Annotated in this window: 24 protein-coding genes; 19 read left to right on the forward strand and 5 right to left on the reverse strand. The window is 62.9% G+C overall.

Annotated elements, in window-relative coordinates; translation table 11 throughout:
- Window positions 1-91 precede the first annotated feature (91 nt).
- Both BHMPCIPO_RS24110 and BHMPCIPO_RS24115 read left to right on the forward strand, forming a co-directional pair.
- Entirely contained in the window at window positions 92-1,414 is a 1,323-nt protein-coding gene (locus BHMPCIPO_RS24110; protein WP_173519295.1) for a type II toxin-antitoxin system HipA family toxin, read from the forward strand.
- Window positions 1,415-1,431: 17 nt separating this feature from the next.
- Window positions 1,432-1,710: a helix-turn-helix transcriptional regulator gene (locus BHMPCIPO_RS24115; protein ID WP_173519296.1), complete on the forward strand. Its 279-nt coding sequence runs from the start codon at window positions 1,432-1,434 to the stop codon at window positions 1,708-1,710.
- A 588-nt stretch (window positions 1,711-2,298) separates the two neighbouring features.
- On the opposite strand, the gene BHMPCIPO_RS24120 is transcribed toward BHMPCIPO_RS24115, so the two are convergent.
- Window positions 2,299-3,072, reverse strand: a complete 774-nt coding sequence (locus tag BHMPCIPO_RS24120) for an ABC transporter permease (RefSeq protein WP_173519297.1) — start codon at window positions 3,070-3,072, stop codon at window positions 2,299-2,301.
- Window positions 3,073-3,188: 116 nt separating this feature from the next.
- Between BHMPCIPO_RS24120 and BHMPCIPO_RS24125 the strand changes: the two genes are divergently transcribed.
- Both BHMPCIPO_RS24125 and BHMPCIPO_RS24130 read left to right on the forward strand, forming a co-directional pair.
- Complete coding sequence (locus tag BHMPCIPO_RS24125; protein ID WP_210266638.1) at window positions 3,189-5,285, forward strand: 4Fe-4S binding protein; 2,097 nt, start codon at window positions 3,189-3,191, stop codon at window positions 5,283-5,285.
- On the forward strand, window positions 5,282-6,163 hold the full coding sequence (locus tag BHMPCIPO_RS24130) for an FAD:protein FMN transferase (protein ID WP_173519298.1): 882 nt from the start codon (window positions 5,282-5,284) through the stop codon (window positions 6,161-6,163). The genes BHMPCIPO_RS24125 and BHMPCIPO_RS24130 overlap by 4 nt, the downstream gene beginning before the upstream one ends.
- Here BHMPCIPO_RS24130 and BHMPCIPO_RS24135 read toward each other — a convergent pair.
- Both BHMPCIPO_RS24135 and pedF read right to left on the reverse strand, forming a co-directional pair.
- Complete coding sequence (locus BHMPCIPO_RS24135) at window positions 6,160-7,053, reverse strand: substrate-binding periplasmic protein (RefSeq protein ID WP_173519299.1); 894 nt, start codon at window positions 7,051-7,053, stop codon at window positions 6,160-6,162. The two genes, BHMPCIPO_RS24130 and BHMPCIPO_RS24135, sit on opposite strands and share 4 nt — an antisense overlap.
- An 8-nt stretch (window positions 7,054-7,061) precedes the next feature.
- Window positions 7,062-7,748, reverse strand: a complete 687-nt coding sequence (gene pedF, locus BHMPCIPO_RS24140) for a cytochrome c-550 PedF (protein ID WP_173519300.1) — start codon at window positions 7,746-7,748, stop codon at window positions 7,062-7,064.
- Window positions 7,749-7,898: 150 nt separating this feature from the next.
- Between pedF and pedA1 the strand changes: the two genes are divergently transcribed.
- The 5 genes from pedA1 to pedC are packed head-to-tail and all read left to right on the forward strand — an operon-like array spanning window position 7,899 to window position 12,083.
- On the forward strand, window positions 7,899-9,086 hold the full coding sequence (gene pedA1, locus BHMPCIPO_RS24145) for a lanthanide ABC transporter ABC transporter substrate-binding protein PedA1 (RefSeq protein WP_173519301.1): 1,188 nt from the start codon (window positions 7,899-7,901) through the stop codon (window positions 9,084-9,086).
- A 1-nt stretch (window position 9,087) separates the two neighbouring features.
- Window positions 9,088-10,050 (forward strand): YVTN family beta-propeller repeat protein, encoded by a 963-nt coding sequence (locus BHMPCIPO_RS24150; RefSeq protein WP_173519302.1) that lies wholly within the window; start codon window positions 9,088-9,090, stop codon window positions 10,048-10,050.
- A gap of 18 nt (window positions 10,051-10,068) precedes the next feature.
- Window positions 10,069-10,524, forward strand: coding sequence for a cupredoxin domain-containing protein (locus tag BHMPCIPO_RS24155; RefSeq protein ID WP_173519303.1), 456 nt, complete (start codon window positions 10,069-10,071; stop codon window positions 10,522-10,524).
- A gap of 6 nt (window positions 10,525-10,530) precedes the next feature.
- Window positions 10,531-11,244 carry a lanthanide ABC transporter ATP-binding protein PedB/LutE gene (gene pedB, locus BHMPCIPO_RS24160; protein WP_173519304.1) on the forward strand — a complete coding sequence of 238 codons (714 nt, stop codon included), beginning with the start codon at window positions 10,531-10,533 and terminating at the stop codon, window positions 11,242-11,244.
- Window positions 11,241-12,083, forward strand: coding sequence for a lanthanide ABC transporter permease protein PedC (pedC, locus tag BHMPCIPO_RS24165; protein WP_173519305.1), 843 nt, complete (start codon window positions 11,241-11,243; stop codon window positions 12,081-12,083). The genes pedB and pedC overlap by 4 nt, the downstream gene beginning before the upstream one ends.
- A 400-nt stretch (window positions 12,084-12,483) precedes the next feature.
- Here the strand turns inward: pedC and BHMPCIPO_RS24170 are convergent, their stop codons facing one another.
- Both BHMPCIPO_RS24170 and BHMPCIPO_RS24175 read right to left on the reverse strand, forming a co-directional pair.
- Window positions 12,484-13,164 (reverse strand): ABC transporter ATP-binding protein, encoded by a 681-nt coding sequence (locus BHMPCIPO_RS24170; protein ID WP_246304540.1) that lies wholly within the window; start codon window positions 13,162-13,164, stop codon window positions 12,484-12,486.
- The gene (locus tag BHMPCIPO_RS24175; protein ID WP_173519306.1) at window positions 13,136-14,110 is read right to left on the reverse strand and encodes an ABC transporter substrate-binding protein; all 975 of its coding nucleotides are present in this window, start codon (window positions 14,108-14,110) and stop codon (window positions 13,136-13,138) included. Before BHMPCIPO_RS24175 ends, BHMPCIPO_RS24170 begins: the two co-directional genes overlap by 29 nt.
- Window positions 14,111-14,312: 202 nt before the next feature.
- Here BHMPCIPO_RS24175 and BHMPCIPO_RS24180 point away from each other — a divergent pair, with 202 nt between their 5' ends.
- From BHMPCIPO_RS24180 to pqqE, 10 genes are all read left to right on the forward strand, one after another.
- Window positions 14,313-16,079 carry a PQQ-dependent methanol/ethanol family dehydrogenase gene (locus BHMPCIPO_RS24180; RefSeq protein WP_173519307.1) on the forward strand — a complete coding sequence of 589 codons (1,767 nt, stop codon included), beginning with the start codon at window positions 14,313-14,315 and terminating at the stop codon, window positions 16,077-16,079.
- Window positions 16,080-16,192: 113 nt separating this feature from the next.
- Window positions 16,193-16,882, forward strand: a complete 690-nt coding sequence (locus tag BHMPCIPO_RS24185) for a response regulator (protein ID WP_246304542.1) — start codon at window positions 16,193-16,195, stop codon at window positions 16,880-16,882.
- Window positions 16,883-16,985: 103 nt separating this feature from the next.
- Window positions 16,986-18,137 (forward strand): FIST N-terminal domain-containing protein, encoded by a 1,152-nt coding sequence (locus BHMPCIPO_RS24190; RefSeq protein ID WP_173519309.1) that lies wholly within the window; start codon window positions 16,986-16,988, stop codon window positions 18,135-18,137.
- Window positions 18,134-20,326, forward strand: coding sequence for a PAS-domain containing protein (locus BHMPCIPO_RS24195; RefSeq protein WP_173519310.1), 2,193 nt, complete (start codon window positions 18,134-18,136; stop codon window positions 20,324-20,326). Before BHMPCIPO_RS24190 ends, BHMPCIPO_RS24195 begins: the two co-directional genes overlap by 4 nt.
- Before the next feature lie 83 nt (window positions 20,327-20,409).
- A complete protein-coding gene (locus tag BHMPCIPO_RS24200) occupies window positions 20,410-20,850 on the forward strand; it encodes a pseudoazurin (protein WP_173519311.1) in 441 nt (146 codons plus the stop codon).
- Between the two features lie 132 nt (window positions 20,851-20,982).
- Window positions 20,983-21,084 carry a pyrroloquinoline quinone precursor peptide PqqA gene (gene pqqA / locus BHMPCIPO_RS24205; protein WP_173519312.1) on the forward strand — a complete coding sequence of 34 codons (102 nt, stop codon included), beginning with the start codon at window positions 20,983-20,985 and terminating at the stop codon, window positions 21,082-21,084.
- Window positions 21,085-21,093: 9 nt separating this feature from the next.
- The gene (gene pqqB / locus BHMPCIPO_RS24210; protein WP_173519313.1) at window positions 21,094-21,981 is read left to right on the forward strand and encodes a pyrroloquinoline quinone biosynthesis protein PqqB; all 888 of its coding nucleotides are present in this window, start codon (window positions 21,094-21,096) and stop codon (window positions 21,979-21,981) included.
- On the forward strand, window positions 21,978-22,748 hold the full coding sequence (gene pqqC / locus BHMPCIPO_RS24215; protein ID WP_246304543.1) for a pyrroloquinoline-quinone synthase PqqC: 771 nt from the start codon (window positions 21,978-21,980) through the stop codon (window positions 22,746-22,748). The genes pqqB and pqqC overlap by 4 nt, the downstream gene beginning before the upstream one ends.
- Entirely contained in the window at window positions 22,745-23,017 is a 273-nt protein-coding gene (gene pqqD, locus BHMPCIPO_RS24220; protein WP_173519315.1) for a pyrroloquinoline quinone biosynthesis peptide chaperone PqqD, read from the forward strand. The genes pqqC and pqqD overlap by 4 nt, the downstream gene beginning before the upstream one ends.
- On the forward strand, window positions 23,014-24,102 hold the full coding sequence (gene pqqE, locus BHMPCIPO_RS24225; RefSeq protein WP_173519316.1) for a pyrroloquinoline quinone biosynthesis protein PqqE: 1,089 nt from the start codon (window positions 23,014-23,016) through the stop codon (window positions 24,100-24,102). Before pqqD ends, pqqE begins: the two co-directional genes overlap by 4 nt.
- Window positions 24,103-24,272: the final 170 nt, after the last annotated feature.

Genomic DNA, 24,272 nt, shown 5'->3' on the forward strand with positions numbered 1-24,272 from the left:
CTGGCAGTTCTGACAGCAGTTATTCAACCCACTGTGGTGGGTTGAATAACTTCCAAAGATGCATTATTTGAACCATTGAAGGGGTCAATTAATGCGCCTAACGCTCCAAGCCCATTTTAATGGCGAGTGGCATCACGCTGCGACGCTAGAACTCAAGGACGATGCGGCCGGTTTTCAGGGCGCGTCCATCGTCGATTACGATCTCGACTATTTCGTCACCGTGGCGTCGGCGGAATTCGCCGCCGGGAAAACTGTCCGCGATCATCGCGCCTTGTCAGTCCGTTATCCCGTTGATCTCGAGAATCGATATAGCCGCAGTTGGCCGCCCTTCCTCTTGGATCTTATGCCCCAGGGGCATGCAAGGCGAAAGCTTGCCGATCACCTCGGCGTTGCTGAAAGCTCGCGCGCTTCCGATCTGCAGCTACTTCTGCGATCGGCAACGGGCGGCATAGGCAATATCCGCATCAAAGAAGCTGCAGATGCCGAAGCGGAACGGCTGCGCGGTGTTGAGCGCGAAGGGGTGACAGAAGCGGAAATTCTTGAGCGGTCTGATCGCTTCATGGAAGTCGCCGATCGCTTTGGAATGCTCGCATCCGGCTCAAGCGGCCTGCAAGGCGAATGGCCGAAGGTCTCAATGACACAGGCGAATGATGGGCTCTACTATCCCGACAGCTTCGTGACTGATGATGAGGCCGTACGCCACGTCATCGTCAAACTGGTACGCAGCTACGAGCCTGTGGACCGCCTGATTCTCGAAGGCGAAGCCCTCTATTCGCGGATCGCTCAAGAGATCGGTCTGAATGTCAGCGAACCTTCGACCTACGCCGAAGGCGTTCTGATCATTCCCCGTTTCGACCGGAAGAAGAGAGATGGCGGCGGAAGCATCCGCCTCGGCCAGGAAAGCCTCGTGTCGGCGATCGGTGTCGCCGATTTCGGCCATGTTGGCACGCACGAGGCGTATCTTGATGTTCTGCGCCAATACTCGGCTGATCCCTTCGCGGATATTGTGGAATACCTGAAGCGAGATATCGCCAACCTGGCGCTCGGTAATCCCGACAATCACGGTCGGAATTCCGCACTCAGCAAGCACCAGAACGGCACGATCCGCCTGTCTCCGCTCTTTGATTTTGCGCCAATGCGGCTCGCCAAAGAGGGGATTGTTCGCTCCACCCGTTGGGCCATGATGCGTGACGGTGGTCGTGATCATCTTCCCGATTGGAAGCACATTTGCGGTGAACTGATGCCTGATCCTGCTGAGCAGAAAGCGCTCGCAACTACGCTTACCGAATTTGCTGAACATCTGCGCCAGGCTCCGGCCATGGCGAAAGAGATGGGAGCGTCTCCGGATATTCTGGACCATGCGATGGGACGCGGCATCGCGATCGCAGACAGCGTTCTGGCGGCGTGCCACTGATGGCCAAGGACTGCTAAATGGCTCGATGGAAGAAGCCGACGAAAGAGGAGATTCTTGAAAACCGGCGAACACTGGCCGAGCGTGCTCGAACCGGTGACCTGAGGCTGCCCGGTGCTGTGGCGGAGATCCGCAAAGGGTTCGGCATGACGCAGGAGGAGTTTGCCAAAGCATTAGCGCTCACAAGACGTCAAGTCGCAGAAATTGAAGCCGGGGCGGCGAACCCAACGCTCGAAACTTTAGTGAAAATTGGCCGACTGTTCGGATTTGCTGTGGGGTTTGTTCCAAAGGCGCAATGAAGGCAGAATTTTAAGTTTGCCGCATCGATTAAAAGTTGTGCTTTAACGAGTTTGGGATATCGATTCACTGCTGAATTTTGCCGGGGGATCAGTACCGATCACTGATCGGAGGTAATCATACCCGTCCGCAAAGTTACGCGTACCGCCATCGGTCCTTGTTGAGCTCGTCTCTCTGCGCTTCAAGGCTTGGTGCTCCGATCAAAGGTACGACGCGTACCGCCGACAATTTCGATATGACGCGATCGAAGATCGCGAGATTCATACGCCCATTCAGGCGGGATGGATAGATGATGCCGTCCGGCACGGATCGGTGCTCATGGAAAGCGACCACGTCCGCGCGAGGGTTTCGCGGGAGGATTTCGCGACATCCGTCGACACTCCCATCCTGATTGCGTGGTCCTCGCGGAGATCAACAAGGCGGAGATCCGCAATCGTCTTAATCTCTGCGTAGCGCCGCTTTCTTGCGTTCTCGTCTTCCACGCGAGATGGCCGCTTTGGGCCAACGTCCCAGCGTCTCGCCTTGAAGGGATGTGAACCGACCACATGTCATTGCGTCGCGCGAACACCAGAGGTCGCTATAAGCCTGCGTCAGCCGTTTTTGAGCGCCCGTTTCCAGCGGACGGAATGTGCTTCCCAGCGCTGGATGACAAAGTGCTCGACGACTAACATGACCGCGACGAAAGCAAGGGAGTAAACGAGAACATGGGTGGTCTCGAATTGTTGGAAATAGAGGTGGACGCGAAAACCTATGCCATTCGAGCGACCGAGGAATTCGACGACGAGCACGATCTTCCAGATCACCGCGATTCCGTTGCGCGCCGCGACAGCGAGCCAGGGGGCGAGTTGCGGCAAAACGAGATGGCGCAGCCGGTCGCGGCGGGAAAGGCGGGAAACGGTTGCGAGATCCTCCAGCGCCGGAGCGAAGGCACGCACGCCCTGACGGACGGTGATCATCACCATCGCCGTCTTGTTCAGCGTCACGGCGACGATCGCTGCAGGTTCGTTAAGGCCGATCCAGAGGTAGCAGAGCACGATCAGCACTAGCGCCGGCAGGTTCATGAAGATCGTCACCCACGGGTCCGCCCAGCGGTCAAACGCCCGGTAGCGGCCAAGCAGATAACCGAGCAGGCTGCCAACCGTCATGGCGAGCACGAAGGCAGTGGTGACGCGCAGCAGTGTCGCCAGGAGTTCGCGCGGTAGGCGTCCCGAAGCGGCCTCCAAGCAGAACACGCGCGCAACATCGTCCGGCCCGGGCAGGACGGTCGGATCCGCCTTCAGGCCGGCAAGCGCCGCCCAGAACAGGCCGAATAGCCCAAGCGATAAAATGTACACGGTGCCCGACGGGCGGTCTTCGGTGCGCATCTCAGCCAATTCTCCCGTCATGACTATAGCCCGTCGGGCCTTCAGCCGATCCGCGACCTTGGTCGTATGGCGGTGTTTTCGCAGGCGCATAGGAATCGGACCGGGAGGATCTGGTCATGAAGAAAGGGCTGGTGCGGCGTGTCGCGCTGCGTGGCATTCTCATTCTCAGCCTCATGCACTTCGGCCGCAGCTCTTTCGCGGCCCCGCTCGATCGCGAAGCGCTAGCCGGCATGATCGTGCCGCCCTATGCGCTTGGCGAGCCGGTGAATAACAACGGCGTCTGGACACTGCTCAATTCCGGCGGGGCGGATGCAGGCTATGTCTTCGAAACCGGACCACTCGCGCCGTTGCCCGGCTTTTCCGGCGCGCCGATCGACATGCTCGTGACGATCGATCGCGATGGCCGCTTTCTCGATGTCCGGCTTATCTCGCACAACGAGCCGATCTTCGTTTCCGGCCTTGGAGAAGCGCCGCTGCGTGCTTTCCTTGAACAATATCGCGGTCATTCGATCCGCGAGTCGCTGGTCATCGGCACACCCTATGGCGACGCCGGCAACGGCTCGGACCTCGTCTATCTCGACGGCGTGACGAAAGCGACGGCCTCCGTGCGGATCGCCCACGAGTCGATCCTCGCCGCGACGCTCGCCGTGGCGCGCGAAAAGATGCAGGGCATCGCAGGCGGCCCGCCGGTCCGCCCCGATGCAGCCATCGACGAGAAGCTCGACTGGGCGACGCTCATCGCACGCGGCTACGCCCGGAACCTCAAGATCACAAACGCGAAACTCGACGCAGCCTTCAAGGCGACGATCTGGGCGCATGACGATCCCGAAGCCGCCGGCAATCCCGAAGGCCTTTATCTCGATCTCTGGGCCATGGATATCGGCCCACCGGCCGTTGCCCGGGCTGTCCTTAGCGAAGAGAGTTTCGCCGATCTTCAGCGCCTGCTGCGCATGTCGCCGGATGACGAGCCCATCCTCGTCATCGATGCGGGCCGTCACGGCCTGGTCTCGGCGGATTTCGTGCGCAATACAGCGCCGGACCGGCTTTCGGCGGAGCAAGACGGCCTGCCCGTGGCGCTGCGCGATGCCGACATGATGGTGGAAGCACGGGACGGCGTGCCCCAGGGGACGACCATGCTGCTGCGCGTCGACCGCCGCCTCGGCTTCGATCCGACGCGGGAGTGGACGCTGTCCGCCCAAGCCGTGCGGACACATGGCATGCTGAAGCCGGAGCTGGGTTCCGTGCATTTTCCACTGGTGCTAAAAGCTGACCAGAAGTTCTTCATTCGTCCCGACATCGGTGCCGCGATGCCCCCGTGGCGAGAGGCTATGGTCGCCCGCAAATGGGACTTAGCGGTATTCGGATTGTTATTGACCGGGCTGCTCGCCGCCGTCGGCCCCGGTATGCGCAGGCTGTCAACGCCGACGGTTCTGCGCCCCGCGCGGCTTGGCTTCCTTGCCGGTGTCATCGGTTTCGTTGGCTGGTGGGGCCAGGGTCAGTTGTCGATCGTGACACCGCTGGCCGTGCTCCGCACGATCAGCGGCGGCGGCAATCTTGCCGTCCTCCTCTACGATCCCTTCTCTCTCATGATCTGGGGGGCAGCCATCGCCGGCTTCGTGCTCTTCGGGCGCGGGTTGTTCTGCGGCTGGCTTTGCCCCTTCGGTGCCATGCAGGAATTCGCCCATCACGCCGGCCGCCTGCTACGGCTGCCACAATGGAAACCGCCGCCAATCTGGGACGAGCGACTGAAAGCCGGCACCTGGCTATCACTCGCGGGCCTGATCGCCGTCGCCGTTCTCGCGCCAGAAAAGGCCGAAACGGCGGCCGAGATCGAGCCCTTCAAAACGGCCATCACCACGCTCTTTAAGCGCGAATGGTACTATATCGCTTATGCCGCCTTCTGGCTGCTGCTTGCCATGGTCACCTTCAAGGGTTTCTGCCGCTATCTGTGTCCGCTGGGCGCATTGATGGCGCTGGGCGGCCTGTTGCGCATGCGCAAATGGATACCGCGGCGCGTGGAATGCGGTTTGCCCTGCCAGCTGTGCCGCGTGCGCTGCCACTATGGCGCCATCGAAAAGACCGGCGAGATCGCCTATTCGCAGTGCTTCCAGTGCCTCGACTGCGTATCGATCCATGACGACAAGGCGCAATGCGTGCCGCTAGTGCTCGCGGCACGCAAGCGGGCACCGATATCAATGGGAATACGGGCATGAAACGACGGCGTTTTATCTTCATCGCCGCGGCCGTAGCCTTTGCTGGTTCCGCCCGGTGCGAGATGACGACCTGGCAGGCGGACATGTTCGGCGGCACGGTTCGCGTCGATCTGCGTGGCCCGCATGGTATTTCAGAGGAAGTGACCCGCAGGATCGGAGAAACGATCGCCGAGATCGAAGGCTCGGCGAGCCTGTTCAAACCCGACTCTGCCCTTAGCCGGCTCAATGCCACCGGCCATCTCGACGATCCGCCCCCTGCCCTCATCGATCTGTTCGGCCTCGCCGATCACCTCTACAAGGAGACCGGCGGGTGTTTCGACCCGACGGTGCAGCCGCTCTGGCGGGCGCTTGCCGAGGGGCGCGACAGCACGGAGGCAAAGGTGACAATTGGCTGGGACAGGGTACAGATTGGATCGCCCGTCCGGCTCGGCAGAGGCCAGGCCTTGACCTTCAACGGCATCGCGCAGGGCTATGCGGCGGACCGCGTGCGCGAGTTGCTGCGAGAGGCGGGCTACGGCCAGGCCATCGTCGAAATGGGGGAATTTGCCGCAATCGGCGGACCATTCAGCGTCGCGGTGGAAGACCCTCACCTCGGCGAGATCGCCGTCCGCCGCCTTGCCGGCAACGCCATCGCCACCTCCAGTCCCTCCGCCATGCGGATCGGCAACGCATTCCATATTCTCGGCCCAAGGGGCGAGCGTCCATGCTGGTCAACGATCTCGGTGGAGGGGGACAGTGCCGCCATGGCAGACGGCTTTTCGACCGCCTTCTGCCTAATGTCGGCCGAACAAATCCGTGCCGTGCTACACCAGTCCCGCTCCATCACCCGCGTAACGGCGGTCGATCTCGCCGGAGACGTCTCGACCGTTTGGAACTAGCGCTGCGGGGGGGTGAAGGTCAGGCCATGCCCTTCGAAGATGCGGGCAATTTCACCATCGGCCAGGGCCCTTTCGATCGCCTCGTCGAGGGCGTAACCGAGATCCTTGTGCTGAAAATTGACGCCGACGCCGAGAGTCCAACTTCCTCGACCGAAACCGACGAGCGTCGGGGAATGAACTTTCAACCCGTCATCCGGATGACGGGACGCACCCGCCTCCAGCTCGGCGCGCGGTCCCATCGCGGCCTTGGTCTCGCGCTTCGCCAGCCCATCCATGGCAGCGGTGGTCGAACGATAACGATGGATCTTGTCGACCGGGCCGATCAGCGACGTCAGGTAGAAATCGGCAATCGAGTCGTTCTCGACGGCAACGGGATCGAACCGGAAGAAAGGTGGTGTCGGCGCCTGGTCTTCGTAATCGGCCGCGCGATAGGCGATCGCAACGTTTTCGGTGGCGTATTGGCCGGTGAAGGTGACTTGTTCGATGCGGCAGACGAGCGCACTGTCATAGGGCACATGCAGCATGACGTCGCTCACCCGCCCGCCGACGGCGGCACCCTTCCAGACATAGTTGTGCAGGTCGGCTTCCAGGTTTTCACCAGATGCAACCAGCCGGAACTTCGGCTCGACGCCGAGGGCCTTGGCGATCAGGCGACCGATCTCGATATCCACGCCGGCCAGCTTACCCTTTTCCTCATAGGACCAGGGCGCATAGTCCTCGTAGACGGCGAACTCGATCCAGCCCTCGTCGATGATTCGGTCGAAATCCCGGCCGACATCCTGCGCGAAGGTGTTCTGCGGCTTGGGCTGGGGCTTGTAGCCTTCGCAACGCGCAAAAGCGCCGCCCGGGAGGGCGACGCTTACGAGACAGGCTAGAAAGGCGCGGCGCATGGCGGCTCTTACTGCGTGGCTGAAAGGCCGACGGTCAGAACTTCCGCCGCCTTCTTCCAGCTTTCCGGCTTGTCCGAGAGTATGCGCGCCGCCTCATAGGTGACGCTGTCGGCGACCGGCGCGCCGGAGGCCGTCTTCACGGCGGTAGCAATCGTCTCGAGTTCCTGTTTCAAAGCGGCGGTGTCGGCGACCTTACCGGAGCCGAGTTCGTCGCGGATTTCGTGCAGGCGTTTAGCATGGTCATCAAGTGCACCATCCTCCGGGCGTGTTTCCACGTAGGTGCGGATCGCCCACGCGGCCTTCTGACCGAGAATGTCGCCGAAGGCCGGCATCTTGGTCGTGCCGTCCTGCGTGTATCCGTGGCGGAAGCGCTCGATGAACCACTCGTCACCCGCCTCTTCCGCCTCGAGGAAGCGCAGGTCGGGTGCAAGACCACCGGAGACGGCGCCCAGACCATGACAGCGGGCGCAATTCTGGTTGAAGCCCGAGGCACCGATTTCGACCGCCTTTAGCCAGACTTCGTGACCAGCCTTCGCCTCGCGATAGGGATTTTCGGTCTGCCACTCCTCGCCCACGTCCGGCAGCGCGTCCGTGTTAACCGGTTGCGGCGACACGTCGCCATGGGCGATCACCAGGCCCGTCGTTGCCAGAAGGATGGCTGCGGCAATCCCGCCGCGAATGATGTTGGCCGACATGCGGTCCCTCCCTTGCATTTCACACGGATTATTTTCTACGGCACACCAGTCGCCGCCGATATGCGACCTAGGTCGCCCCGCCCCATGGCACCAAGGTCGTATTTCGGCGTGTGCGCCATTCCGCCATGCTCTTTGCCGGGAGGACGTGAGATGTCGGCAAGTCTTGCAGCGTGCCGTAGGAGGCTTTGCCTCGCGGTCGCGATCGTCTGCTTCGCGTCGTCGGCCGCGGCAGAGATCGCCATACCGATGACCTATCTCCGGCAGGTCGTGGAGACGCCGCCGGTGCTCTCCAATCTCGATTCGATCCCGCCGGATCGCGGCATCGCCGGTGCTGAAGTGGCGCTGACGGACACGAAAACAACTGGCAGCTTTCTAGGCCAGAACTACAGCCTTGCCGTCGTCTCGGTCGAAGCCGGCGGCGACTTCCCCAGCGCAGCGCGAAAGGCACTTGCCACCTCGAAAATCCTGTTCCTCGAAGCCACGCCCGAAGACATGCTCGCCGTCGCAGATCTGCCTGAAGCGAAGAACGCCCTGCTCTTCGACATCGCCTCCGGTGCACGGCGGCTGCGCGATATGGATTGCCGCTCGAACCTGCTGCACACGATGGCGGAAGATGCGATGCGCACCGATGCCTTGATGCAGGTGCTGAAGGCCCGGCGCTGGACCCGCACGGTGCTGATCGTCGGGCCGAAGCCGGAAGACACGGCCTACGCCGAAACGCTGCGCGCCTCCGCGCAAAAGTTCGGGGTGGATATCCTCGCTTCCAAGAACTGGACCTTCGACACGGATCTACGCCGCGCCGCCGGCCAGGAAATCCCGCTCTTCACGCAGGACTTTCCAGATTACGACGTGCTGCTGATCGCCGATGAATCCGACGATTTCGCCCGCTATGTGCAGGACAATACCTGGCTGCCGCGCCCGGTAGCCGGTGCGGATGGGCTCCGTGGCGAAGGTTGGGCTCCAGTCTTGGAGCAATGGGCTGCCGTACAGCTGCAGAACCGTTTCGAGAACACCACGGGCCGCGAGATGAACTCACGCGACTATGCCGCCTGGGCGGCGCTCAGGACCATTGGCGAGGCGGTCACGCGCACCAACTCCGCCGATCCGGCAGTGCTGCGCGCCTTCATCCTCTCGGACAAGTTCGCCCTCGACGGCTTCAAGGGCCGCAGCCTCAGCTACCGCAGTTGGAACGGCCAGTTGCGACAGCCGATGGCGGTCGTCAATTCTCGCGCGCTCGTCGAGCTGACACCACTCGACGGTTATCTGCATCAGACCAATGACATGGACACGCTGGGCCTCGACAAGCCCGAAAGCGCCTGCACCGCCTTTGGAGAATGAGATGAGTTTTCCGCTCCTGCTGCTCGCCCCCCTTCTCGCCGCGACCGCATCGGATCCGTCCGGTGAAATCTGGGTGACGAACGAGAAGGACGACACGATCTCCGTCATCGACACGGCCAAGCTCGAGGTCGTGCGCACGATCAAGACCGGCGAGCGGCCGCGCGGCATTACCTTCAATTCCGACCACAGCCGCGTCTATATCTGCGCCTCCGACAGTGACACCGTGCAGGTGATGGACCCGGCGACCGGCGAAATCCTGCACGACCTGCCCTCCGGCGAGGACCCGGAACAGTTCATTCTCGCGCCCGACGACAAGCACCTCTGGATCGCCAACGAGGACGATGCGGTGACGACCGTGGTCGATGTCGACACACGGCAGGTGGTCGGCCAGATCAATGTTGGCATCGAGCCCGAGGGCATGGCGATCTCGCCGGACGGCAAGATCGTCATCACCACTTCGGAAACGACGAACATGGCGCACTGGATCGATACGGAGAAGAAAACGATCTTCGCCAACACGCTGGTCGATTCCCGCCCGCGCCATGCCGAATTCGCCAAGGGCGGCACGGAGCTCTGGGTTTCCTCGGAAATCGGCGGCACGATCACCATCTTCGATGTCGCGACGCAAACCGAGAAGGTAAAGATCCGCTTCGAGATCGCGGGCGTGAACGCCGACCTTATCCAGCCCGTCGGCTTCGAATTCACCGCCGACGGCAAGACGGCCTTTGTCGCACTCGGCCCGGCCAACCATGTGGCCGTCATCAATGGCGAAACCTTTGCGGTCGAGAAATACGTGCTCGTCGGCCGCCGTGTTTGGCACCTCGCCTTCTCGCCGGATCACACGCAGCTTTTCACCACCAACGGCGTCTCCGGCGACGTGACCGTCATTGATGTCGCGACGCTGGAGCCCTTGAAATCCATCAGAGTCGGCCGCTTCCCTTGGGGCGCGGCGACCCGGCCATGACTTGAGAGGCAGGGCGGGATGAAAAAAGCAATTTTCGCCACCATGCTGCTCGCTGCCGTCCCGTTCGCCGCGGTCGCCAACGATGACGACGCCAAGCCGGAGGCCATGATCGGTCTTGCCGGCCTTCTGTCAAAATCCAACCGCGAGACGCTGCCCGGCCTCACGCTCTCGGCTGGCCAGCCGATCGCCCAAAGGCCGATGACCCTGAAATCCGGCAGATACTACACGCTGAAGATCGAGGCCGATGGCAGCCAGGAACTGGCGCTGGAAGGCGCCGGCTTCTTCCGCGCCATCTGGCTCAACGAGATCGTCGTCGAAGGCATCGAGATCCGCCCGCTCGGCGTCGATTCCATCGAGTTCGACGAGGCCGGCGAAGCGGAAATCAGCTTCATCGCGATCAAGCCGGGCAGCTACCAGCTGAAAATTCCGGGCAGCACAGGCCAGACACAACAGGTCGAGATCACCATAGAGTGAGGCACCATGGGCGGTTTGAGGGTCGAAGGTATCAACCATGATTGGGGAACGCGCCGCGCGCTCGACAATGTTTCCTTTGCCGTTGAACCCGGCCGCTTCTGCGCCCTGCTTGGACCGAATGGTGCGGGAAAATCGACGCTGTTCGGCATGCTGACACGACTCTTCACGCCGCACAGCGGCCGTATTGCCGTCGCGGGGCATGACTTGGCGCGAGAACCGCGCGCAGCGCTCGCCCGGATGGGCGTCGTCTTTCAGACCTCGACGCTCGATCCCGATCTCACCGTCAAGCGCAACCTCCTGTACTTCGCCGCCCTGCACGGTCTTTCGGGGCGTGAAGCAGAGACACGCGCCATGGCCGCACTCGACCGGCTCGGTATGGCAGAACGTGCCGGGGAAAAAGCCTCGAAACTCAACGGCGGCCACCGCCGGCGCATGGAGATCGCCCGCGCCCTCCTTCACCGGCCGAAGGTGCTGCTGCTCGACGAGCCAACGGTTGGACTGGACGCCGCTTCGCGCGCGGCGATCACCGCGCATGTGCATGATCTCGCCTCACAGGGACTGACCGTGCTCTGGGCGACCCATCTGGTGGACGAGGTTCGGGCGAAGGATCGCCTCATTATTCTCCATCGCGGCCAGGTACTCGCCGATGGCGAGGCCGGCGACATCGCCGGCGGCGATCTCACCAGCCGCTTCCTTGCTCTGACAGGAGAACGGGCATGACGGTCGAGGCTTTCCCGTCAATCGAAGAAGAAACGGGCGGTTTCCTTCACTCGCATTCCCTTGTCGCGCTGCGGGCGATCCTTCACCGCGAGGCGCTGCGCTTCATCGGCCAGCGCGGGCGGCTCGTCGCGGCGCTGGTGCGGCCGCTGGTCTGGCTTTTCGTCTTCGCCGCAGGCTTTCGCGCAGCCCTCGGTCTTGCGATCACGCCGCCCTACCAGACCTATATTACCTATGAGATCTATATCGTGCCGGGGCTGGTCGGCATGATCCTGCTGTTCAATGGTATGCAATCCTCGCTCAGTCTCGTCTACGACAGGGAAATGGGCTCGATGCGCTTGCTGCTAACAGCACCGCTACCGCGCTGGTGGCTGCTGTTCTGCCGGCTGCTGGCAGGTAGCCTGATGGCCGTTGTGCAGGCCTACGCCTTCCTCGCCATCGCAGCACTCTATGGCATTCGCTTCCCCTGGTTCGGCTATCTCGCCGCTGCCCCGGCGATCCTAACCGCCGCAATGATGCTCGGCGCGCTCGGCCTGCTGCTGTCCTCCTTCATCCGACGACTCGAAAACTTCGCTGGCGTCATGAACTTCGTCATCTTCCCGATGTTTTTTCTGTCCTCCGCCCTCTACCCGCTGTGGAAGATGGCCGAGGCCTCGCCGCACCTCAGGGATCTCTGCGCGCTCAATCCCTTCACCCATGCCGTCGAGCTGATCCGCTTTGCCCTCTATGCCAAGGGCAACCTCACGGCGCTCGCCGTCACGCTCGCCGCCTTCGTCATCTTCGGCCTCGTTGCCATCTGGGGTTACGACCCTGCCCGTGGCCTCACCGCGCGAAAAGCCTGAACAGAAAAAACGCCGTGCGCCTCGTCACTCTCGCCGCCAGCCTGCTGTTTCCCGCCAATGCCGCGCTAGCTGCCCAAACGGATACGGAGGGCGGCGGCACGCTCAAACCCGAGGAGCTGACGCTGTGTGATGAAGTAGCTGCGCCGCCGCCGGTTGGACGGGGGCGATGACCTAGATGTCCAGCTCGACGACAACGGCCTTGGCAACCACGAAGACCCGGACGCCGCCGCCGACTGGGACCGTCGCGCTGCGGAGGCCGGCGCCCATTGGCGAGCTCAACTGCGGGCTCAACCTGATGCGCGGGGCGTGGTTTCGTCGAACACCAGGCGCTCGGCCGCCGGTTCGTCGATGAGGCAGCGAAGAGCAGTCTTCCAACCGCACGGCGTGTCAACGAGACCGGCTACGATCTCGACATCGTGACGCCCGATACTGGCAACTGGAAATATGCGCCGGCCTTCTGGCGGTCCTCGACGAGCCGCGCGGGCCGCCCCTCAAGCCGCAGGACGCGTCCGGCCAACCGCTCGGCCTCGGCCCGCACATGCGTAACGAGCAAGGTCGCACAGGGGCGTGCTTCGATCAGGCGTTCGAACAGGGCCATCATTTCCGATGCCAGAGCCGGATCGAGGCTGACGAAAGGCTCGTCCATGAGAAGCAGGTCAGGCGCGCAGGCGAAAGCGCGGGCAAGCGACAGCCGCCGCTGCTGGCCGAGGGAGAGCATACCGGGAAAACGATCGCCAAGCCCCGCCAACCCCACATCCTCCAGCCAGTGCCACGCCTCCTTTTCGCCAATACGCCCGACGATGGTGAGATTCTGGATGGCCGTGCGCCAGGGCAAGAGCACGGGCTCCTGAAAGACCATGGCGATCCGTTCGCTCGTTTCACACCGGCCGTCAAAGGCGCGGTCGAGACCGGCGATGATGCGCAGCAGCGAGGTCTTGCCGACGCCGGACGGGCCGGTCAGCGCTACCGTTTCACCCGGAAGCAGCGAAAGCACCATCCGGCCGAGCAAATGGCCCGGCCCGCCGCGTTCGAGATCAAGTCGGAGAACCGGCTCAGCTGCCGGGATGAAGGAAAACGCCATCGGGAAGTTCCTTCAGGTCCCCGACGAGATCGGCGCCGCCAAGCTCCGTCATGAGAGCGAGCATCCGGGCAGCCGCCTGTTCATCGACCGCGCCTGTTTTCGGTGTTCCGGCCAGAAAGCCGGCCTTCAGCGCCTCGAATTCCACATCGTTCGCCGCCTTCATCATCGAGCGAATGCGCTCAAAGCCGGCAGGATCGGAGGCGAGCTTTTCCTTGGCGGCACGGGACGCCGCCGCAATCGCTTCGCCAAGACCAGGATGTGTCTTCAGCAACTCGCCGCGCACGACATAGCCGACGAGCGGCGTTTCCGGATCAAGCCCCAAGGCTTTTGTGGCCTGGTCGATGGTCAGCAGCGGACGCATGCCCGCCGCCTGCATTCGGGCCCCGAAGTTCCAGAAGTTCAGGGCGGCCTGCACCTCGCCATCAAGCGCCGCCTTGTAGACCAGCGGCGGTGCGGCAAAAACCTGCTCCGTCGAGCCGGCGAGATCAAACCCCTCCACCTTCTGCGCATAGGCGCGCAGGATCAGCCAGCTCTTATCGATCGGGCTGCCGGCAACACCGATCTTCTGCCCCTTGAGGTCTCCCAACGCCTTGGCCGCGCCGTTGGCCGGCACCATCAGGCCACCGACAGCACGGGAATAGGGAATGAAGACGAGATCACGGCCAGCGGCGCGCTCGCGCGCCACCCAGAGCCAGTCGGAGACGATCATGTCGACCTGGCCGGCAACGAGCGCGATCTGTGCCGCCGGCGCACCGGCGACGTCGCTCACCTCAAGGGAAAAGCCGTTCGCTTCGTCGAAACGGTAGTGGCGGATCGTGTCAGCTTCCCAGTTGACCGTGCCGGAAAGCTGCAGCGCGGCGCGCACCACCGGCGTTTCGGCCAGCGCCGGCGCAAAGGATAGAAGCGCTGCGGCTGCGGCGCTGGCGAGCGATTTCAGGATTCTCATGGGCTCCTCCTCCCTGATCGGATGAGGCTAACCGCTCCTCCTTGGCGCCGATATACGACCTATTGACAGGGGTCGAACCCGTGCGACCCTCGGCGAAACCGGCATTTTACGACCAAGGTACAATTCAGTCGTTCCGCAACTGCGCCGATGATCCCAATCGTGGAGCCCGCGTGCTGCTGCGGGCGTGGAGTGGGAGGATGCCATGAGGAAACTCGTTCTGGCCGCGATCGCGGCCCTCACCTGTTCAAGCGCCGCTTATGCCGGCGTGACCGAACAAGATCTTGCCAAGGACGCCGAAACCGTCGGCGACGTCCTGACCAACGGCATGGGGCGCAACCTGCAGCGCTTTTCGCCGATGGAGACGCTGAACACCAAGAACGTCAAGAACCTGATGCCCGCCTGGGCCTTCTCGCTTGGCGGCGAAAAGCAGCGCGGCCAGGAAAGCCAGCCGATCATCTATGACGGCATCATGTACATTACCGGCTCCTATAGCCGTCTCTATGCCATCGACGTCAAGACCGGCAAGGAAGTCTGGCAATACGACGCCCGGCTGCCGGAGGGCATCCTACCCTGCTGCGACGTGGTCAATCGCGGCGCTGCCATTTACGGCGACAACATCTATTTCGGCACACTCGATGCGCGCCTTGTCGCGCTGAACCGCAAGACCGGTGATGTCGTCTGGAGCAAGAAGCTCGCCAACTACAAGGAGGGCTATAGCTACACCGCAGCACCGCTGATTGTGAACGGTCTCGTTGTGACCGGCAATTCCGGAGGCGAGTTCGGCATCGTCGGCGAGGTGCAGGCACGCAATGCCGAGACCGGCGAGCTCATCTGGACCCGCCCCGTGATTGAAGGTCACATGGGCACCTTCAAAGGCAAGGAAAGCACGATGACCGGGACGCTGAACGCGACCTGGCCAGGCGACATGTGGAAGACCGGCGGCGGAGCAACCTGGCTCGGCGGCTCCTATGACGAGGACACCAAGACGCTCGTCTTCGGCACAGGCAATCCCTCGCCCTGGAACAGCCACCTGCGCAATGCCGGCAAGCCTGTCGAAGGAAACAAGGGCGACAATCTCTATGCCGCCTCGCGCCTCGGCATTGATCCGGAAAACGGCGAGATCAAATGGCACTTCCAGACGACGCCCCGTGAAGGCTGGGACTTCGACGGTGTGAACGAGGTCGTTCCCTTCGTCGACAAGGACGGAAACAAGCGCTTCGCCACCGCCGACCGCAACGGCTTCTTCTACGTGCTGAACCGCGAGGACGGCAAATTCGTCTCAGCCCATCCCTTCGTGAAGAACATTTCCTGGGCGAAGGGCATCGACGAGACCGGCCGCCCGATCTACAACGAGGACAACCGTCCGGGCGATGCCGCTGCGGCGGCGGACGGCGCCAAAGGCCAGCAGGTCTTTGCCGTGCCCTCGTTCCTCGGCGGCAAGAACTGGATGCCGATGGCCTATAGCCCGAAGACGGGCCTGTTCTACGTGCCCTCAAACGAATGGGGCATGGACATCTGGAACGAGCCGATCAGCTACAAGAAGGGGGCTGCCTATCTCGGCGCCGGCTTCACAATCAAGCCGCTCTTCGAGGACCATATCGGCAGCCTGAAGGCGATCGATCCAAACACCGGCGAGATCAAGTGGGTGTACAAGAACGGCGCTCCACTCTGGGGCGGCGCGATGACCACGGCCGGTGGCCTCGTCTTCTTCGGCACGCCGGAAGGTGATTTCATCGCGCTGAACAACGAGACGGGCGAGGAACTTTGGAAGTTTCAGACGGGCTCGGGCATCGTCGGCCAGCCGGTGACCTGGGAACAGGACGGCGAGCAATATGTCTCGATCATCTCCGGCTGGGGCGGCGCCGTTCCGCTCTGGGGTGGGGAAGTCGCCAAGAAAGTCAATTATCTTAATCAAGGCGGCATGGTCTGGACCTTCCGCCTGCCAAAACAGCTGGCTTCGCTGAACTGAAATTTGGAGCCGGGCGAAAACGCCCGGCTTTGCTGCTTTTGCTCTGGCCAATAGGCCGATGAAGACGGACGAATTCAATGCTAAGCTATCGCCAGCCCTATCGGGAATTTCGCATGTTGCCAGTTCTTATACCGCAAAAGCCTGTGCGTAAGCTGACATCGGCGCTGATCGTTGACGATCACCCCCTTTTCTGCGACGCGCTGGCGATGACACTGACAGGGCCGGTCGGTATTCCGGACGTTCAGGCCGTCGGCACGCTGGAGGCCGCGCTCACGCGACTTGCCACGTGTCCGCTGCCCGATGTCGTGGTGCTCGATCTCAACCTTCCCGACGTCAACGGGCTCGACGGCGTGGTGCGCCTGCGCCAAGCTGCTCCGGAAACGCCGATCGTCGTCGTCTCGTCCTTGGACGAGGTGCGCATCGTGCGCGCCGCGCTGAAAGCCGGCGTCAATGCTTTTGTGCCGAAGCACGCATCGCGCGAAGAGTTCCGCGAGGCATTCTCGGTCATCGCGCGTGGCGAAATCCACGCCAGCCATCTCACGCTTGAGGGATCCGTCCCGCCGAGTCTGTCAGAGGAAGCGGTCAAGCGGCTGGCGCTCTTGACGCGGCAACAGGCGCGTATCTTGCAACTCGTCTGCGCCGGGCGCATGAACAAGCAGATCGCCTACGAGCTTTCGATCGCCGAGACGACGGTGAAGGCGCATGTTACCGCGATCATGCGCAAGCTCGGTGTCCAGACGCGCATGCAGGCTGTGCTCTTCGCGCAAGAGGCAAGTTTCAACACGATGATCACGGACGCTTGAGGCTCTAAGACCATCGGCTAAGAATCGCATTCCACGCTGGCGCCGAGGCGCGCCGAATGGTTTAAAATAGAGGACGGGGGAACGGCGGAGGAGGCCATCGCCCGTGGACGAACATTACGTATCGCGTGCGCTCGTTTCCGCGCACGAGACCTGCCCTGTCGAGCACCTGGCGAAAAGCCTCGGCCCCGGCCCCTTTTCACTCGTGCTGCTCTTCGTGTCGCCCGAGGCGGATGTATCGTCCGCCGTTACCGAGGCCCGAAGGGTCTGGAAGGGCGCGAAGATTGCCGGCTGCACCACCGCGGGCGAGATTTCCGGCGATGGTTATGACGAAGAAAGCATTGTCGCCGTCGGTTTCCATGCCCGCCACTTCGCCGCCGAGACCTTGCTAGTCCCCGACCTCTCGAAACTCGTGGCAAGCGACCTTTCCGACACGCTGCTGCACATCCGTCAGGCTCTGGCCCGCGACCATGGCCACCTGCCGGAAGAGTTCGCCCTCCTGTTTGTCGACGGGCTTTCGGCGCGGGAGGATGAGCTTGCCTCCGCGCTGGCAGCGGCGACCGGCGCGATGCCGCTGATTGGCGGCTCGGCGGGCGACGGCACGCGTTTCCGCGAAACGCTGGTCTTTGATGGCAAGCAACTGCTCGCCAATGCCGCCGTCATCTCCATCATGCGGGGCGCCTGTCCGCTGCGTCCGTTCAAGATGGACCACATCAAGCCGACCGAACGGCGCATGGTCGTGACGGATGCGGATCCGCAGGCCCGGATCGTGCGGCGCATCAATGCCGAACCGGCGGTAAAGGAATATGCCCGCCTCATCGGCATGCAGCCGGAAAGCGTCAATACGCTGACCTTCGCCATTCATCCGCTCACCGTGCGCATGGGCGAACGTCACCACGTTCGCGCCATCCAGCGCGTCCTGCCATCGGGCGAACTTCTGTTCTTCTCTGCAATCGACGAAGGCATGGTACTGACCATCGCCGAGCCGCACGACCTCGTCGGGCACCTCTCGGCGGAACTGAAGGCGCTCAAGCAACCGGCCAATCCCGTTGCCGTGTTAGCCTTCGACTGCATCCTGCGCCGCATAGAAGCGCAAGAACGGCAGATGATCGGCCCCGTCTCGGAACTCTTAAGCCAGCATGGCGTCATCGGCTTTTCCACCTATGGTGAGCAGATCGGTCCCATGCATATCAACCATACGATGACAGGCTTTGCCTTCTACCCGCCCGGCACCGTCTTTTCGGAAAATGCCCCATGAACGATCGCCTTTCCGATGGCCTGTTCGATCCTGCCGATGGCGAGGCCCGCAACCTCGAAAAGATGCTCGTCATCGCCGACGCTCTAATGCGTCATGTCGAGCAGAACACCGGCGATCGGAGCGCCGCCTTCGAACAGTTCCGCCGCGCGGCCATGCTGGAGGAGCGGGTCCGCCAGCGAACGCGCGACCTCGAAGCGACGCTGAAGCTGCTCAACGAGGCTAACAGCGCGGCCGAGCGCGCGCGCCGCGACCTGTCGCAGGCCATCGAGGCGATCGAGGAAGGCTTCGCACTCTTCGATCCGGCAGAAGTCCTCGTGCTGTGCAATTCGCGTTTCTGCCGCGATCTTGCGGATGTGCGCCCGAAACTGTCGCCAGGTATCACGTTTGCAGATTATGTTGAAACGGTCAGCCGCTCTGTGAAACTCGCGCTGCCGCGGGGCGTGACGCCGAAGAGCTGGGCGGCCGAGCGCATGCGGCTGCACCGGGCACGGCAGGTCTTCAATGTCGGACTTTCCGGCGACCGCTGGCTCCAGGTCAGCGAGCAGCGCACCGCTGATGGAGGCACCGTCATCCTCCAGACAGATATTACCGACCTCATCCGCATGGAGCGTTCGGAACGCGGCAAGCTACTCGACAACCAGGCCCGCATGATCCGCGCCACCCTTGAGCACATCAATCAGGGCGTCGGCATCTTCGACGCCAACCGCCGCCTCGTCGGCTGGAACAGCCGGATCGCGCAATTGCTGGATATTCCACCGCGCCTCCTGCGGCTGGGCGTCCCGTTCGAGCTGCTGGCAAACCATATCAACCAGGCCATTACCCTCGGCGACGGCTTTTCCGGTGCCGCGCTGCGCCAATGGATTGACGGGGATTTGCAGCGCGGACCGCTCTCCTTCGAGATCACGCACGCATCTGGCATCATCCTTGACGTCTTCGCCCAGGAAATGCCGGGCCGTGGTTTCGTCATGTCCTTTGCCGACGTAACGCGCGAGCGGCACGCAATCCACGCAATGATCCGCGCCAACACTTCGTTGGAGGCGCGGGTCGCCGCTCGGACCGGTGATCTTGCTGCCGCCCTTGCCGAAGCCGAACGCGCCAACTCCGCTCGCGTCCGCTTCGTTGCGGCCGCGAGTCACGATCTGCTGCAACCACTTTCCGCCGCCAAGCTCTTCGTAGCTGCTGCAAGGGATGACGCGGACGCGACGCCGATGCGGGGAACGCTGGAAAAGGCGCACAATGCGCTTGTGAGCGTCGAGGGTATCCTCGGGGCACTGCTCGACATTTCGCGATTGGAAGCGGGTGGTGCTGCGATGGATGTCGGTCCAGTGCCGCTCTCCCTGCTCCTGAAGCAACTCACCGACGAATTCGCCCCCGTTGCCGCCCGCAAGGGCCTGCGACTTAATATCCTCCCCTGCGAACTCACCGTTTTGAGCGACTCGACCTATCTGCGCCGCATCCTGCAGAACCTCATCAGCAACGCCATTCGCTACACCGCGAGCGGCCGTGTCCTCGTCGGCCCACGCCGCTCGAACGGGCAGGTGCGAATAGAGGTCCATGACACAGGACCTGGCATCGCGGCGGACCAGCAACAGTCGATCTTTCGCGAGTTCCATCGCGTCCAGGGTTCCGCCTCGGCCTCCGAGGGGATGGGGCTCGGCCTTGCCATTGTAGAAAGAGCCTGCGCCCTGCTCGGTCATAGGCTTGTGCTGCGCTCGGACCTCGGGCGCGGCACGTGTTTTTCCGTTGAACTGAAGCCGGTGGCGCAGCATGCCTGTCCGAACTACGGCGAAGTAGCGCCGGTCATCCCGGAGGAACCGGGCGGAAACAGCGACCGGATCGCCCTTCTCGTCGAAAACGACGTGGACCTGCGCCGGGCGATCGCACTGTTGCTGGAGCGACGCGGCGTCAGTGTCTTGGAAGCGGGCAGCGGCGAGGAAGCGCTCTCGCTCCTGGAGGAGATCGGCATCGTGCCCGACCTCTATCTCGTCGACCAGCAGCTCGACGGCGCGTTTACCGGCATCGAAACGGTGGAAGCGCTGCATGCCGAATATGGCGAGCGCCCAACCCGCATCCTGACCGCCGACCGCAAACCGCAGACGCGCATGGCCGCCGAAGCCGCTGGAATCGAGATCCTGTACAAGCCGATCGCCGCTGATGCGCTGGAAGCCTTCGTGCTCCACGCCAGCTAACGCTCTCGTCCGCCACCAAGGTCGCATTGCGACACCAGCCGCCCCATGGGACATCCCTTCCACCTGAACTGGAGGAGATGGACATGAAGAAATTTCTGGCTTCGGCAGCCCTGGTGATCCTTGCAAGCGGCACCGCTGATGCCGCCGAGCACATGATCAAGATGATGAACAAGGGCGAGAGCGGCAACATGGTCTTCGAACCCGCCGCTGTGGCCGCGCAACCCGGCGATACCGTTCACTTCATCCCCACCGACAAGAGCCACAATGTCGAGGGCATCAAGGGCATGCTTCCGGACGGCGTAAAACCCTTCAAGAGCAAGGTGAACGAGGAATATGTCCTGAGTGTCACCGAGCCGGGCTATTATGGCGTTAAATGCTCACCGCATTTCAGCATGGGCATGGTGGCCCTTATCCGCGTCGGCGATGGTTCGCCGAATGCCGACGCTGCCAAGGCGGTCAAGCTCCCCGCCAAGGCGGGCGAGCGCATCAAGGCCGCTTTTGAGACCCTGGCAACCGCGAAATAGGCGCAAGACCTCGGTTGCCGGGCAGCTCAACCCAACTGCTCCGTGAACACCGAGACCTTGGTCGCATTGTCGAGACACCTGCAAGAAGCGCAAGCTGACACCGTGGCCGTTCACAGTTGGAGGAGAAAAGCTATGGCTTGGAAGAAACCCGTTATCAAAAACATCGCCTGCGGCATGGAAATCAACATGTATGGCCCGTCGGAAGATGAACCGCGTCCGGACCATCCGTTCTGAACCGGAACAATGCGTATCGTCATACTCGGGGCAGGCGCCGGTGGCGGCCTGCCCCAATGGAACTGCGGCTGCACCCAATGCTCCGCCGCACGGCGGGGGCTGATCGCTCCGATGACGCAGAGCACATTGGCCGTCAGCGTCGATGGCTCGACCTGGGCCTTGCTCAATGCGTCGCCGGATCTGCGTCAGCAGCTCGCCACCTGGCCGGCGCTACACCCGACCAGCCTTCGCGGCAGTCCGGTGAAGGCCGTAGTGCTGACCAATGGCGATGTCGATCACATCGCGGGCCTGCTGACCTTGAGGGAAAAGACCGGCTTCACCCTCTACGCCACCGACGCAACGCATCAGGTTTTGTCCGAAAACACGGTGTTCGGCGTGCTCGATCCGGTCCTGGTGCGGCGGGAGACCGTATTTCTGGACCATCCCTTCAGCCCGCTACCGGGCCTGATGGTCACCGCCTATGCCGTTCCGGGAAAGACCCCTCTCTACCTGGAAGGCGAAACGCCGGAATTGGAGGCGATGGGCGAACAGACCGTGGGGCTGCGCCTGCAAGCCGGCGGACGCGAAGCCCACTATGTTCCAGGCTGCGCCGCCCTCCCCGACTGGCTCGTGGATCACCTCTCGCAGGCGGCCGTGGTGCTGTTCGACGGCACGGTCTGGAGCGACGATGACATGCCGCTCTCTGGCACCGGCGCCAAGACCGGCGTGCGCATGGGGCATGTGGCGATGCGCGGGCCCGCCGGTTCGCTCGCGCGCCTCGGCCCGCTGCAAGGTCGGCGCATCTATACGCACGTGAACAATACAAATCCGGCATTGATGCCCGACAGCGAGGCCCGCGCAACGATCATGGCCGCCGGATGGGAAATCGCCAACGATGGCATGGAGATCGTCCTTTGAACCTGACCCCGAAACAGGAAGACTGGCCCCTGAGCCGCGCGGAATTCGAGGCGCGGCTGCGCCGTGTCGGCGAGGAGCGCTATCACGACAAGCACCGCTTCCATGACAGACTACACGGCGGAGCTTGCACGATAGATGAGGTCCAGGCCTGGGTGATCAATCGCTGGCAGTATCAGTGCTCCATTCCCATGAAGGATGCCGCGCTCCTGTCGCGCTGCCCTGATCCGGATCTGCGGCGCATCTGGCGCTCCCGCATCGAGGATCATGACGGCGGCACCGAAGACGGCGGCGGGATCCGACGCTGGCTCAGACTGGCCGAGGGCGTCGGGCTGGATCCCGCCTATGTCGCCTCCGGCCGCGGCGTGATGCCGGCCACGCGTTTCATCGTCGACGCTTATATCCGCTTCGTGCGCGACGAGCCGCTCATCGCCGCGATGGCAAGCTCGCTCACCGAGATGTTTGCGCCGGCGATCCACACGCAGCGAATTTCCGGCCTGCTGGAACATTATGATTTTGCCGATCGCGACACGATCGCCTATTTCCGCCACCGCCTGAACGAGGCGCCGAAGGACGTACGTTTCACACTCGATTGGGTCTTGACCCACGCCGTAACCCGCACCGAGCAGGAGGCGGCTATCGCGGCGCTGACATTCAAGACGGATGTCCTGTGGGCGCAACTCGACGCGCTGTGGAGCAGCTATGTCGATGGTCACATCCCGCCCGGCGCCTGGCGGCCCGGCGAGGCGCAACGGACAATCCGCCCATGACGACCGATCCCGTTCCCCTTCTGCCGCGCGGAACGCGCCTGCATCATGACCGCGTCCGCGACACAATGGTGCTGCTCGTCCCGGAGCGGGCGCTGCTGCTCGACGATATCGGTGCTGCCATCCTTCGGGAGGTCGATGGCCGCTCCACGCTCGGCGCGATCTCCAGCCGTCTCGCGGAGCGCTACGGCGCACCGAAGGCAGACGTCGCATCCGACGTTCGCGATTTCCTCGACGGCCTCGCCGGCCAGCGATTGGTGGATTATCAATGACGGACCGCCCTGCCCCACCGATCGCCATGCTTGCGGAGCTGACGCATCGCTGCCCCCTGTCCTGCTCCTATTGCTCCAACCCGCTGGAGCTGACGGAACGGACGCGGGAACTGACGACTGAAGGCTGGATCGATGTGTTTCGCCAAGCTGCCAAGCTCGGCGTGCTGCAATTGCACTTGTCCGGCGGCGAGCCGGCATCGCGGCGCGATCTCGAAATTTTGGTGAAGGCGGCGCGGGACGCCGGCCTCTATGTCAACCTCATCACATCGGGCATCGGGCTGACGCCGACGCGTCTCAATGCCCTGGAAACCGCCGGGCTCGACCATCTCCAGCTGTCACTGCAGGCGACGACCGCCGACAAGGCCGACTGGATCGGCGGCTACAGGGGAAGCTTCGCGCGCAAGCTTGCTTTGGCAGAAGAGGTCCTTTGGCGTGGCATTCCGCTGACGGTCAATGCCGTCATGCACCGGCACACGATCGATGATGTCAGGACAGCGATCGATTTCGCTGCCAATCTCGGCGCGCGGCGTATCGAGGTCGCCTGCGTCCAGTTCTATGGCTGGGCGCTTGTCAACCGCGATGCGCTTCTGCCGACCCGCGCCCAAGTAGTGCAGGCAAAGGACGCGGTGGCCGAAGCCCGACTCGCCTATGCCGGCCGGATGATGATCGACTTCGTCCCACCGGATTATTACGCGGATTATCCCAAGGCCTGCATGGGCGGCTGGGGCTCGACCGGCATCAATGTCGCGCCCGATGGCACGGTCCTGCCCTGCCATGCCGCCGCGACGATTCCCGGCGTCGTCTTCGACCGGGTCACCGAAAAACCCCTTTCGGCGATCTGGTATGACGGAGCGGCCTTTAACGCGTTTCGCGGCCATGCCTGGATGCAGGAGCCTTGCCGGAGCTGCGCCCGTCGCGATCATGATCACGGAGGCTGCCGCTGCCAGGCCATGACCCTCGCCGCCGACCCCACCGCCACCGACCCGGTCTGCCGCCACGCGCCTGCCCGACCTGCCGTCGATCACATTCTCGAGCAGCAGGCTCCGTCGGTATCACCATTCATTTATCGTGGCAGCAAGCGTTAACTGACGAGCGTGGCCAACGCCGCCAGAGAAAAGACCGATTTTCGGCGTGCGTTGCGTTGGCGATATGAGGCACTTCATCCACGTCGCCGATCCGCCAAGTGAAGCTACGAACCAACTCCGATGAACCAGCCAAGCCGCGCGCACCTGCATGCAGGCTAATAACGACGGCC

The organism is Ensifer sesbaniae (genome assembly GCF_013283665.1).
Classification (GTDB): domain Bacteria; phylum Pseudomonadota; class Alphaproteobacteria; order Rhizobiales; family Rhizobiaceae; genus Ensifer; species Ensifer sesbaniae.